We start from the raw sequence: 13,896 nt of genomic DNA, 5'->3' as shown, positions 1-13,896 counted from the left end.
AACGAGCATAAAACTCCGTGAAATCCATAAACTTGCCGCGAAAGTGCATAGAACTTTCGTAACCGTGCATAGAAACTCTCTAACCGTGCATAGAACCCCAATTATTGTGCATAGAAACTCTCTAACCGTGCATAGAACCCCAATTACCGTGCATAGAAACTCTCTAACCGTGCATAGAGCTCCCATAACCACTCATAGAAACTCCATAACTAGGCCTAAAAGATTTAATACAACCAGAAACTGCTCAATCAAACAGCTTTATTACTTAATCAACCCATTAAAAACAAAAAAACTGGCTCTAACGTGAACAGAAGAGCCAGTTTTTTTATCTATTCCTCTTTATTTCTTATAATCCTCATTCACTACCGTAAATTCATCAACGAATTCACCGTCTGATGTCGTGGTTGTGAAGGTTATTTTATCTTTGTTTACTTGAGCACGCATAAAGACGGCGATGTTGTCTGTGTTAACGAACTCGAACTTATCATCAACTATTGCATCATAATGTTTGTTTCCAGTTGTTCCTGCAACGACATATACGGTTCCATTTGAATTTTCTTGGCCATTTTTTAATTTCTTTGTTCGGCCATAGGAATGATCATGTCCGGAAAAGACGATATCAATTCCTAATTCATCTGCTATCGGTGGTATTTTTTCTTTGATCTTTTCGTTACCGCCAAATGGATTGGTGTAATAAGGGGGCTGATGAGTAACAAGGATCTTCCAGGGTTTATCTGAGCGTTTCATATCTTTTTTCAGCCATTGAAGCTGCTGATCGAGTATTGTTTCATTCGTTGAATAGCCTAGAACACTGATGTGCATATTGTTGTAGTCAACAGAATACGTTCCGCCTTTATCGATCTCGGGTCCGTTCTTCGGGAAGTTTAGTATCGCTTTAGCCAGCGAGCCATCTGCGTCTCCCATATATTCATGGTTGCCGAGAGCTGCTACTAAGTCGGTTGAACGAATATTTTCGTATTTGCTGAACACCCCTAGTGTTTGATCCCATTGATTGAACTTGGAAGATTCATCAATGATATCACCAACATGGATCATGAATGCTGAATCTTTTTGATCCAACTCACCAAGTATTTTTTCTAAATGGCTTAGATCAGAAGGGGACTGTGTATCCCCTAATACGGCAAAGTCAAAGGACTGCTTTCTTTTTAAAGTTGTGAATTCCTTCAGATCAGACCAGTGCTCTCCATCACCGACGCGGTAAACATACGTCGTGTTTTGCTGCAGCTTTTTAAGTGTGACACCGTTCACTCTTACGATCCCATTCTTCTTAATATCCAGTTCACCACTGAATACTTCATCGCTTGAAGTGCCTTTCTGCTTTTTTAATATAGAAGCCCCTTTTCTTTCATAGTCAGCTTTCTTTGCATATTGGATGAATGCTGATTTACCATTTGCAAGCGGGCTCGACATCCACGTGAAACCTTTTGTTTGATACGGATTGCCAGTAGTGGAAGAAAGGATATTCTTAAAGTCCGATCCACTGACAAGGGCAGTGTAGGTCTGGGTTTCGACGTTAAACGAATACTTTCCGTCCTTCACTGCATACAAAGTGAGTTTCTTAACATCCTCGGAAATAGAGTCCACTTGAAGTTTCCCGTTCGAATTCGTGGTTCCAAGAGAAAAGGGATCTTTGTCTCCATCAATAACAGCGAATATTTCGGCATTCTCTACAGGATCTCCGTTGTTATCCTTTACTGAGAGGAGTGTCGGCTTTCCAATTAATATCGGTTTATGATTCAACCCCAACGCTGCCTTAACAGGGATACTTACAGGTTCCATTGAAAAAGTTGGGATAAAATCTTCTTCCTTAGGCTCTTTGTAAGTGATATCACCCTTTATGAGTTCGTAAGCGAAGTGACTGCCTTCTTTCGTTGAGGCAGGAACTCCAACTTTGATCGTGGCAGCATCAACACTTTCAGCTGTTTCACCTGAATTTACGAGTTCTAAAGTAAGGATTCCTGTTTTCTCGTTGTAACTTGAAGTACTGGAATGGAAGTGATCTGAGAAAAGAACTTCTTTTACAGGATAGTTCTTATCGATCTTCATTTGAATAGAAGAACTGGAGATTTCATCGTTTTGGATCGTATTCACCAAAAGATTTAGATCAGCTCCCAGATAGGGCTCTTCCTGTCCGTGATGAATGTTAACCTTTGCGGATTCAGTATTCACGGTGAAATAGCTCGTATGAATCGCTTGGTTGCCAAACTTATCAGGTACGATCACCGTTACTTTATGTGTTCCATCCGCCCATTTGAAGCCGCTCAATGAAACAGAACCATCCATGTCATAAGAAAAATGTCCTTCTGCGTTTGCATAGTCTATGTCATCCACAAAAAAGCGGATTTTATCCCAGTCAATACCAGTCTTAAACGGATCTTCTTCATATTCATTTACGTTTGCTGAAATCGTAATTTCATTAGATGTAAAGTCTTCTCCATCCGTATTAACCGAATGGATGACAGGAGGGTAGAGGTCGTCTACTTTTTCTCCGTAAACGGCCCGAATGTTATCGAATAAGATAGAACCCTTCGTCATCGGACCGGTTATTCCTGATTTAGTGGACATCATCCTGATTGCCTGTGTACCTGAGAGTTTAAATGGCCCGGTAAATGAAGATGGAATTTCTGCCTCGATATATTTCCACCCCATCCAGTCAATACCTGGGTTTTCTTCGGTCAGATTAATCGTCTGATTCTTACCATTGCCATCCACGATGTACATTCTGAGCCAGTATCCTTGTGCTTCAGGTGTTCCATATACCCACATACCAATACTCGAAGGATTGCCTTCAATCGGGGTATGGGAGCCAGGTCCGGCATAAACACCTAGTGTTGTACCACTTTGAGCATTTGTAAAATCAAAATCTAGTCTTAAACTATGTTCATCAAACCGAACAGGATCAGGATATTCTGATAACGTGAGCGTTCCTTTTTCACCGCGGTTGGCTGTTGACGTTTTCCAGTTTTCTAAACCTTCTTCAAAATCGTGGAGAACGATTGGCAGTTGTCCAACGGTTACATATATATTTGCTTCAAGAGATGTGCCTTTTGCGGTAATCGTTCCTTTGCTATTTTGATCGCCGGCATGGAATACTCCATTTTCATCAATCGTTCCCATCCCATCAGGTATGTCGAATTCAATATCTTGTAAATTCCATTTCACGTTCCTTTTTTGAAAACGAGTGATGAGCTCTAATGGGGTTTCACTGTTTCTAGCTACAGTGAGTTCATTTGAACCAAAAAACATTTCATCCGGGCTCTCAATTTCTATAATGCCATTGCCGACCTCTTGACCATTATGTTTTAAAAGAATATGAAATTGACCAGTCTTTCCATTTGAAATGAACTGCCCATTTTCAATTGTTCCAAAAGAGGAATCAGATAACTCCCATATCAAACCATTGTCAGGGAGTGGAGCGGGGGCAAAGGATTTGTCCATGCCTTTCGCGTGAAGTTCGATGGTTGATCCCGGGGTAAACGATTTATCGTAAGGTTCGATGTATGCTGAATGGAATACATGATCAGAAGGCTCTTTGTTGACCACAAGCCAGGAGTTTGCCACACTTCGTTCCGTTCGGTCAGAGGGCTGATTATCTACTTCAAGATTGTCAGTGCCTAATTGGCGAGTTGCAAAGGTTGATGATCCTCCGCCATCAAGGTTAAGTGCTGTAACTGCACCAAGATCAATCATGAGTTGAGCTAAGTCTTCCATAGAAATACCGGCTGAATAAGGTTCCTGTCTGCCATCAATAACAGTGAAGAAAACATCGCCATCTGCTTTAATGCCGACAGCGGTACGAGGTTCTTTATCTTGTCCCGTTTTGGGAGTTTGATAGATCGAGCCGTCTTTAACGAGGATCGCATTGCCGCCTAGCGCTTCTTTAATCTCACTTTTTACAGCCTCATAATCCGTAGAGTTTCCGATAATCGCTGTTCCGTCTTTTTTTATACCGAAAAAATTCCAGATTCGATTGGTGTAATCTTTAATGAGTCGGCCGTCCTTATAGACGATGCCGTGCGGTTCACCTGTTGCCATGTTATAGAAATCTGCATTTACCGCTGCAACCACTCTATGATTTTCTCTATCTTCAGCTTTCGCTTGTGCGCGAACAGGCTGGAGGCCGAACCCGTCACTATCATCAGGTGTGCCAGCTTCAATAGCAACATTCTGATTATGTACATCTACATCTACGACAAAACTCTCAATCTTTTTACCTTCTTTCCCTTCAAAACTATAATGCTTTTCTTTTATGCCTGGGGCGAGATCTGCACGGTACTGATTGATAGGTGTTTGAACAATTTCAGAGGTTAGATCGAACTCTCCTAAAGCTGATGTTGTATGGGGTGAAATTGCTACTGTACTACTGATAACTGAAAAGGCAAGGACAACGGGGAGCCACTTCTTTTTCCAGTGATTTTTCATTTTTTCCTCCTGTGGAATTTTTTTTTGGACAAGCTTGTGTCTTAGATAAGGATGGAAAATTATTAATTAGATGTTATTAATTTGAAAATATGTTATATAGTTATAGTAAAAAACTAATTTAGTAGAAACAATAGGGCAAAAGTTGTTCCGTGTTAGTAGGTTAGGAGTCATGCGTATAAAATATTTAGTAAAGTAAAAGTTTAAAAGGCCTGCTCATAGGATGCAGGCCTTTTTCTCTCTAGTTCTCTCTCTATTTCTATTTTCTCTCTCATTCTATTTCTCTCTATGATTCTCTCTCTGTAGTCATCTGAGGGGTTGTTCTAAGCAAAAGGTTTTCACGCAATCGATTTTAGAATTTATCAGCGCATAACTTCAAGCTTTTGAAAGAATGGTGGTGATTAACACCAGCCTCCGTAACCTCCGCCGTAACCACCGCACCAGCAACACCCAACGATGATTAACAAGATAAATAGCACTACGATCAAAGCAAAGCTGTTTCCGTGTGACTTAAATCCCATATAACCCACCTCCTTCTTTACAATGACAGATTATTAACCGTACAAGTTAAAGGTTTGGGCGGAATTAGCCCATTTTTTCGGGACAAGAGCGGAATAAAGACCATGCTTGAAAAAAAATAACGACTATTTACCAAACTTTGGATTAAGGTATAATGACAGCAATGAGATTAGCAGCTTTCTCCAGGGGGTATTTTATGTTAGATATCATGCTTTAGCTGTACTTTGTTTTTCTGATTTTGAGCGAATGGTTAGGTCTCATTGAAGGATGGTTAAACATACCTAGTTGAAAACGACCCTAACTGGAGCACTGATCTTTATAGTGTTCTATATCTAAGGGCCTCATTACTTATACTGAAGGAGATTTAAGTGGTACAGAGGCATATTTGATTATCGATGTTTTAGGCATCTTCGGGGTAAACCGTCTTGTACTTTTAATAAAATCCTTTTTTAGGAGCTGATATCGTGTACGGAATTTTGGGGTTTCTCGATCAGGAAACCGAAAAAAGAATTGAGAAGTTAAGAGATGGAATGAAAAAAGCGGGGATTACAGATTACGCTATGAGACCACATGTCACGATAGCCACTCATCATGAGTTGGAAGTCGAGTTGTTTAAAAAAGAAATGGAAGAGTACTTTTCAAACCAGTCCGCGATAGAACTATTTTTTCCGTCAATCGGTATGTTCTTAAACAGCGGTACATTGTATGCTGCGCCCACGAAGGATCCTGTTTTAACAGACTTTCACTCTAGATATCATGAAAGGTTTAAGGGAGTAATCGATTCAGAATCTTTATATGCACCAAAACTGTGGGTCCCACATTGTACAATAGCGAGTCATCTGACTCATGAGAAACTGGTAGAAGCTTTTGATTACTCGGCGAAATTTTTGGAGCCTTTCTCTGCCAGAATAGAAAGTGTGGAGTTGCTCGAACTTGAGTTTGAGGAAGAAGTCTGTACGGATGCGAAAGATATTTTTAAAGTGGAGTTAAAGGGAAATAGATGATTCAGTCATCCTTTAAAATCGCGTTACTACTTTGTTTGTTTAGTTTATTTTGTGTGTTGTTCCTTGGAGATCCTACATACCTTGCATATGGTGATCTTTTTGGATTACCCATTGTGATAATAATTTTTGTTTTTTCTACCCTTTCGTTTATGTCAGGGTTAATTTCAATCGGTAGGATTAATGGGTTTTGGTCTTTGATCGGAACAGTAGTTGTAATTTTCCTATCTTTTGGTATAGGTGTATTTTCCGGATATATTTGGCTGTTAGGGAATACTTTTTATGAGATTAAATAGCTGAAGTTTTAGGAGATCTATTGTATGGTAATACATATAACTAGCCAAAAGAAAGGAAATCGAAAGAGATGTTGAACGAATTTAAGGCGTTTATTATGCGCGGAAACGTGATTGATCTTGCCATTGGTGTAATCATCGGGGCAGCATTCGGAAAGATTGTCACTTCTTTAGTGGAAGATGTGATCATGCCTCCAATCGGTCTATTGCTAGGAAAAGTAGACTTTAGCAACCTATACATAAACCTAGGAAAAGGGGAGTACTCCTCTTTGGCTGAAGCGCAAAAAGCGGGAGCAGCAACACTAAACTATGGTCTTTTTATTAATACACTCATCAACTTTTTAATCATTGCCGCTGTTATTTTCATGGTCGTCAAGCAGATCAATCGTTTAAAAAGGGCAGAAGAAGTTACAGAACCTGATACGAAGGAATGTCCCTATTGCCTATCTACCATTCCGTTAAAAGCTGTAAAATGCCAAAACTGTACGGCAGATTTAAATGATGCAGATACTGTTAGACAGCCTTCTACGGAATAAGAGGTTACGTAACAGTTTATAACATTAAAAAAGGCTGATAAATGGCAAAAAGAATGACGTGTGAATGGGCACACGTCATTTTCCTTTTTTATTAAGGTTTTTAGCCTCTTTTATTTTTTTTAAAAATAGCAATTGACATCATTTTTTATATTAGACCGTTACAGCCATGTTATCACCAACAATAGTTAGCGTTTGTTTAATGGTAACCGCAATTGGGGCAATGTTTAATACGGCAGGCAAAATCAATCCGATCGCCTCCAGAATTTGAAGAATGCCTAAAAATTTATGAATCCGATACTAGCGTCCTCAACCCACCTCGCGCCAGGTTGTTTAGCCAGCTTTTCCTTCGGTATGCACACCTTAGCCAGGCCACCCATTAGGGCGACTGCTGCGAGCAGTCTGGCAGCGATCCATAAACCTACATTCATTTTACTTCAGCTCCTTTATGTTTTACACATATAACAATTCAAGGTTCTGATTTGTGACATGCAACGGAAAAGGTATGTTAGGGCTTTTAAACCAGAATATTAGGTTTAGACATGCAATCTGGAACTATTTTTTTCAAATAAAAGTAAGTTTTTATAACATGGGCTGTATGTGGATACAAAATACTGGAAGACGTAGAGTTCATTTGAAAGGCTATGTGTTACTATTAAACTGCAAAAGTATTGATAGAAATCGGTAGGTGAAGTTATGCCTCAATCTGTAAAAATTCCCGTTCGGGCTCTAGTTGAATATGTCTATCGTTCAGGAAGCATCGTGTCAGGATTTAAAACAACATCCTCCTTAATAAAAGGAACGAAAGCTCATAAAACGATACAAAAAACGTACGGTGAAAGTGATTCTGCAGAAGTCTTCTTCCAGATGACCTATGCGTATGAAGAAATCGATTATACGGTAGAGGGCCGGTGTGATGGTCTTTTATTTGATGAAGACCTTGTGACGATTGATGAGATTAAATCCACAGCAAAACCGTTAGATGATATTAAGGAAGATTCTTATCCCGTCCACTGGGCTCAGGCCAAATGCTATGCCTATATGTATCTCAAGAAAGAGGGAGAAGAGAAGATAAAGGTTCAACTTACATACGTACACGTTGAGTCTGGTGAACAAAAAAGGTTTCAGGAAACCTGTACCTTTGATGAGCTAGAAGCGTTTATGCTCCATCTTATAAAAAGTTATGCTCCTTATGCGAAACTTCGATATAAGAATCTGCAGCGAAGGAAAGAGAGTATTCGTGAACTTTCATTTCCTTTTGATCATTATCGAAACGGACAACGGAATTTTGCAGGTGCGGTGTATAAGACGATCGCAGATAAAAAAACATTGTTTGCCAACGCGCCAACGGGAACCGGTAAGACGATTTCCACCCTTTTTCCGGCTGTAAAAGCAATGGGGGAGGAGAAGGCAGATAAGATTTTTTATCTTACAGCAAAGACGCTGAACCGGAAGAATGCAGAAGAAGCCTTTCAACTCATGAGTGAAAAAGGTTTGTTCTTTCAAAGTGTTACGATAACCGCAAAAGATAAGGTTTGTTTTAAAGAGGAGACCCGTTGTGATCCTGATTATTGTGAATTTGCCGAAGGGTATTTTGACCGGATTAATGATGCGGTACTAGATATTTTAAAAAATGAAACGGTAATGAATCGTGAAGTTATCTCTCACTATGCAAAAAAACATAGAGTCTGTCCGTTTGAGTTTTCGATTGACCTCGCTTATGCGGTAGATAGTGTGATTTGTGATTACAACTACGTGTTTGATCCGAGAGTTTCGTTTAAACGGTTGTTTGAAGAACAAAAGAAGCAAACGGTGCTGCTCATGGATGAAGCTCATAATCTGGTAGATCGGGCACGCAGTATGTATTCTGCAGAATTGCAGAAATCAATGTTTCTTCAGCTTTCACGTGCTTACAAAGGAAAGAACGAGAAGCTGCGGGGGGCGATTAAGGCCATAAATGATGAGATGCTTAAACTGAAAAAAGAACATGGAGAGAAGCAAGTCGCAGTAAAAGAGCTGCCTCTCGATTTGATCAGTAGTTTGGATGATTTTCTGGTACAGGCAGAAAAACTTCTGGCAGGCGGTGAGAGTGATGAACAACTGCTGGAAGCTTATTTTTCAGCACTTCAGATGGTAAAGATATCGGATTTTTATGATGAGAGATTTGTTACCTTTATCGATGTATTCAAGAGTGAAGTGGTGGTTCGTTTGTTCTGTATGGATCCATCACAGCTGCTTTTTCAAACAGGAAAAAAATACGGTTCGCGCATTTTCTTTTCTGCGACGCTTTCTCCACTATCCTACTTTATGGAGATGCTTGGAGGCGGGGAAGAAGATTATGTCATTCGCATGCCATCACCTTATGAGAAGGAACAGCTGGATGTCTTTATTCAGCCTCTGTCTACCCGTTTCAAAGATAGAGACAAGACGATCGAACCGATTACGGAAATGCTTATCGATCTTGTCGATAAGAGGCCGGGGAACTATCTCGTTTTTTTTCCTTCTTATCGTTACATGACAGACGTGGTCGATCGGCTTTTAGAAGAGGAACTAGCTTTTCATCCTCTTATTCAGCATCCGTCTATGTCAGAGGAAGAGCGCGAGGAATTCCTGGCTAACTTTGATCAAGCAGGGGACCGATCACTGGTAGGTTTTGCTGTCATGGGCGGTATTTTTTCAGAAGGAATCGACTTAAAAGGAGATCGTTTAACAGGAGCTGTGATCATTGGAGTTGGTCTGCCGCAAGTCGGACTCGAGCGTGATACGATGAAGGATTATTTTCAGAGCACAGGAAAGAATGGCTATGATTTTGCTTATGTGTATCCCGGCATGAACAAAGTGCTGCAAGCTGGGGGCAGGGTGATTAGGTCCGAAGAGGATCAGGGAACACTCGTCCTCGTCGATGACCGGTTTTTAAGCCGCAAGTATGTAGAGATGCTGCCGGAAGAATGGCGTAATTTTGTTGTACTGAAGAGGTAGGAACTGATATGCAGTACAGGAGAAAATGAAGAGAGCTGCCTCAATCGTGTAAAATCTTTGAGTTCACCCCCATTTTTAGCCGTTTTCCCTTTTTTAGGAAGAACTAAATCCACAAGTTTGTGCGAAACAACACCCTTTCTGCGCGAAGATCAAGTTTTTGCGGGTAGCTCGAGATTCTGCGCGGTACTCAAAGGTTTTGCGCGAAAATGGGGTCATCTTGCGAGAACGTATAACAGAAAACGTACCGTATTTAAATCTATTGAAATAAATAAAAAAAGGCCCCTTCAAAGGAGCTTTTTTTTATTCATCGATAATATTTTTTTTACGCAGCAATAAAGATTGAAAGTCCATGGTTCCGCCGGCTTCTGGAACGACATGAAAGTTCAGTACTTCAAAAAATGAGGATACCACTTCTTGGATATCTTCGTTTGTATAAAAAGAAAAGAATCGTTTAGGTATATAGGTATCGTCTTCCCAAACGCCTTCTGAATCTTTCCCGCCGTATACGCCCATGTAAAACAATCCATCCTCTTTTAGGACCGTATGAATATTTTGCAGAACTGCAGGCAGACTCACTTTTGGAACGTGAAGCAGGGTGTTCATCGCCCATACAGCATCAAAGGATTCAGCATGACAATCGAGTGTATAATAATCCATCACTTCTGCTTTTAATCCTTTCATACGGCATGTTTCAATCATGCTAGGAGAAAGATCGATACACGTTACATCAAAACCGTGATCAAGCAAATACTTTCCGTGCTGCCCAGAGCCGGATCCGATATCGAGAACAGTATGAAATTCTTCATTGTTTAAGGCATCTATGTAAGATTTCAGTTCAACCATCTTCCATTCTTCGATATAGCCTTTGTCTCTGGAATCCGCTTTTTCGTTATAGCTTGCTTTCAGACTTTCTTTTAATAAAAGATCCATGAAGTTCGCTCCTTAAAAAAGATGTGTTCGAAAAGCAAAATAATAAATTCATTATAGCGAAAGATGTCCAACTGGTAAATTTTAAAATGAAAGAAAATTCTGCAAAGGAAAGCCCTTACAATTGCCCTTTCCCTTGATATAAGTGGAATGTAGTAAGAAAGTAGTGTTTATAATTGCCCCTTGAAAGCGTGTCGAACAGTCTGTAGAATGTTAGGAAATTCAATTTTCTGAATAATCATAACGAAGGGGAGGGGCAACATGACACGTTCAGCTATTAAAGCAGTACCATCACCAAAACCGCCAGAGCCAGATCAAAATCCTAAGAACATTTTTAACAAGCTATTGGATTGGGTAGAGAAAAACGGAAATAAGCTTCCGGATGTTCTTACTTTATTTGTGATTATTACAGCACTTATCCTTATCGGCTCGCTAATAGCGGGAGTATCAGGCTGGAGTGCAGTGAATCCTGCCAACAACGAAAGAATAACAGCGGTGAATCTATTAAACGAAGAGGGCATTAGACGAATGCTGACAGAATTGGTCAGCAACTTTGTAAACTTCCCTCCACTAGGACTCGTTCTCGTTGTCATGCTAGGGGTGGGACTAGCTGAATCAACAGGTCTGATTTCCGCCTTTATGCGCAGAGTTGTTCTTGCCTCTCCAAAAGCGCTGATCTTGCCGATTATTATTTTTATCGGGGTCGTCGGAAATGCTGCTGCAGATGCTGCATTAATTGTCCTTCCGCCTGTAGCAGCGATGGTCTTCTTAACCCTTGGCCGTCATCCAATCGCAGGACTTGCAGCTGCGTATGCTGCAGTTGCAGGCGGCTTTAGTGCTAACATCATCATCAGTATGCTCGATGTTATGCTCGCCGGTTTCACAGAATCCGCAGCACATCTTCATGATAAAGAGTATACAGCGAATCCAGCAATGAATTATTATTTCATGCTCGCTTCCACATTTGTTCTCTTGCCTGTAGCTGTTTGGGTTACAACAAAAATCGTAGAACCAAGACTAGGGGAGTATCATACTCCTGAAGATCTTGAGGTTAAAAAACAAGCTCTTTCCTCAAACGAAAAAAGAGGCTTAAAGTGGGCGGTAATCTCTCTCCTCGTATATACAGGTATTATATTGCTCGTGACTATTCCTGAAGGTGCTATGCTTCGTCATCCAAAAACAGGCGAGTTGATCGACTCACCATTCATGGATGGGCTTGTGCCGATTATGCTTTTGTTCTTTTTAATTCCTGCCATGGCTTATGGATTTGGTTCTAAGGTGTTAAAGAGTGATAAAGATGTTGCCGAGCATTTAACAAAGGCGATGAGCGGAATGGGGTACTATATTGTTCTTGCTTTTATCGCTGCACAAATGATCGCTTACTTCAGCTGGAGTAACTTAGGATCAATCATCGCCATAACTGGCGCTGACTTTTTAAAGGAATCTGGCTTTACGGGGCTGCCGCTATTGCTGTCTTTCATTCTATTTACAGCACTCGTCAACTTGCTCATTGCAAGTTCTTCAGCAAAGTGGGCGATTTTAGGACCTGTGTTTGTACCGATGTTCATGGCATTAGATTACAGTCCAGCATTTACACAGATGGCATATCGAATAGGTGACTCGATAACAAATACAATCACACCAATGCTGGCGTACTTCGCGATATTGTTAACATTTGCTAAAAAGTTTGATAAGAACATGGGGATGGGGACACTTATTTCGTCCTTGCTTCCATACACAATCGCCTACACGATTTTCTGGTGTCTCTTATTTGCTGTCTGGTATGTGCTAGGACTTCCATTAGGTCCTGGCGAATATATAAAAATGTAGAATATATAGAAGGAGTGAGCGGTTTTGGAACAGTTATTCAGCCGGTTAGCAAACTATCAAGATGAAATGGTGGAGATCCGCAGGCATCTTCATCAAAACCCTGAACTGTCATTTGAAGAAGTGGAAACACCAGCTTTTATTGCGGCTTATCATGAAAGATTAGGATTAGATGTTCGGACAGGTGTAGGCGGAAGAGGTGTAGTAGCGACGTTAAGAGGCGGAAAACCAGGCAAAACAGTCGCCCTTAGAGCTGATTTTGACGCCCTTCCGATTCAGGAAGAAAACGATTTACCTTACAAATCAAAAGTTCCAGGGGTCATGCATGCTTGTGGACATGATGGCCATACAGCTACACTCCTTGTCTTGGCGAAAGTATTGAATGAAATGAAAGCTGAGCTTGAAGGAAATATTGTATTTATTCATCAACACGCTGAAGAATTAGCACCAGGCGGGGCGATAGCCATGATCGAAGACGGTTGTCTGGATGGCGTTGACGTCATTTACGGAACGCACCTTTGGGCCACGATGCCAACTGGAACGATCGGATACAGAACAGGTCCAGTGATGGCCGCTGCGGACTCTTTTATAATAAAAGTGCAAGGAAAAGGCGGTCATGGCGCTCAGCCTCATAAAACGAAAGACAGCATCGTGATCGGAGCACAACTTGTTTCCAACCTTCAGCAGATTGTAAGCCGCCGGGTAAATCCACTTGATGCCGCTGTTGTTTCAGTGGGTGCGTTCGAAGCGAAGAATGCTTTTAACGTCATCGCCGATTCAGCGAAACTCACAGGTACTGTTCGAACGTTTAAAGAAGATGTCAGGGTTGCCATCGAAGAGGAGATCGATCGTATTGCGAAAGGAACATGTCTCGCAGCAGATGCATCCTATGAATATGTATTTAAGCGCGGCTATCCAGCAGTCGTCAATCACAAAGAAGATACAGAGTTTTTAGTCGATGTTGCTAAAAAAGTGCCAGGCGTAAGTGAGCTTGAAGAGATTGAACCGCAGATGGGCGGGGAAGATTATGCATATTATCTAGAAAGAGTTCCAGGAACATTCTTCTTCACAGGTGCAGAAGACACAGCTTGGGATGAAACATATCCACACCATCATCCAAAATTTAAAATTAATGAAGCTGCATTATTGATTGCTGCAAATCTACTAGGAGCGGCAACATTATCGTACTTAAAGCAAAACGCCATCGAAAAAATCGGTGCTGCAAAATAAAAAAGCCCTTAAAAAGGGCTTTTCAGCTTGTAGACAAAGTCATGTCTACAAGCTTTTTTTATTGTACAATTAAAGTAGATAATGTTTGAGGGGAGAAATATACATGTTATCTAAGCATACTACTGAAGGACGTCACCAAGTAACTCT

The 13,896-nt window shown here is 40.8% G+C and carries 8 protein-coding genes; 5 read left to right on the top strand and 3 right to left on the bottom strand.

Features of this window, described 5'->3' with window-relative positions; all coding sequences use genetic code 11:
• Window positions 1-339: 339 nt before the first annotated feature.
• Window positions 340-4,443: a phosphodiester glycosidase family protein gene (locus M3206_RS03130; RefSeq protein ID WP_251311052.1), complete on the bottom strand. Its 4,104-nt coding sequence runs from the start codon at window positions 4,441-4,443 to the stop codon at window positions 340-342.
• 398 nt (window positions 4,444-4,841) lie between these two features.
• Window positions 4,842-4,961, bottom strand: a complete 120-nt coding sequence (locus M3206_RS03125) for a YjcZ family sporulation protein (protein WP_251311051.1) — start codon at window positions 4,959-4,961, stop codon at window positions 4,842-4,844.
• Between the two features lie 462 nt (window positions 4,962-5,423).
• On the opposite strand from M3206_RS03125, the gene M3206_RS03120 reads away from it, so the two are divergent.
• From M3206_RS03120 to M3206_RS03110, 3 genes are all read left to right on the top strand, one after another.
• The gene (locus M3206_RS03120) at window positions 5,424-5,963 is read left to right on the top strand and encodes a 2'-5' RNA ligase family protein (RefSeq protein WP_251311050.1); all 540 of its coding nucleotides are present in this window, start codon (window positions 5,424-5,426) and stop codon (window positions 5,961-5,963) included.
• Window positions 5,964-6,324: 361 nt separating this feature from the next.
• Window positions 6,325-6,789 (top strand): large conductance mechanosensitive channel protein MscL, encoded by a 465-nt coding sequence (mscL, locus tag M3206_RS03115; RefSeq protein ID WP_251311049.1) that lies wholly within the window; start codon window positions 6,325-6,327, stop codon window positions 6,787-6,789.
• A gap of 693 nt (window positions 6,790-7,482) precedes the next feature.
• Window positions 7,483-9,765, top strand: a complete 2,283-nt coding sequence (locus M3206_RS03110; RefSeq protein WP_251311048.1) for an ATP-dependent DNA helicase — start codon at window positions 7,483-7,485, stop codon at window positions 9,763-9,765.
• 300 nt (window positions 9,766-10,065) lie between these two features.
• Here M3206_RS03110 and M3206_RS03105 read toward each other — a convergent pair whose 3' ends face one another.
• Window positions 10,066-10,695, bottom strand: coding sequence for a class I SAM-dependent methyltransferase (locus M3206_RS03105; RefSeq protein ID WP_251311047.1), 630 nt, complete (start codon window positions 10,693-10,695; stop codon window positions 10,066-10,068).
• A gap of 258 nt (window positions 10,696-10,953) precedes the next feature.
• Here M3206_RS03105 and M3206_RS03100 point away from each other — a divergent pair, with 258 nt between their 5' ends.
• Together M3206_RS03100 and M3206_RS03095 are read left to right on the top strand one after the other, a co-directional pair.
• The gene (locus M3206_RS03100; RefSeq protein ID WP_251311046.1) at window positions 10,954-12,522 is read left to right on the top strand and encodes an AbgT family transporter; all 1,569 of its coding nucleotides are present in this window, start codon (window positions 10,954-10,956) and stop codon (window positions 12,520-12,522) included.
• Window positions 12,523-12,588: 66 nt separating this feature from the next.
• The gene (locus M3206_RS03095; RefSeq protein WP_251311300.1) at window positions 12,589-13,749 is read left to right on the top strand and encodes a M20 family metallopeptidase; all 1,161 of its coding nucleotides are present in this window, start codon (window positions 12,589-12,591) and stop codon (window positions 13,747-13,749) included.
• Window positions 13,750-13,896 lie beyond the last annotated feature (147 nt).

This window comes from Fictibacillus phosphorivorans (assembly GCF_023715845.1).
GTDB classification, from domain to species: Bacteria; Bacillota; Bacilli; order Bacillales; family Fictibacillaceae; genus Fictibacillus; species Fictibacillus phosphorivorans_D.
The sequence above is the reverse complement of the archived record's forward strand: the minus strand, read 5'-3'. Positions and strand labels throughout refer to the sequence as shown.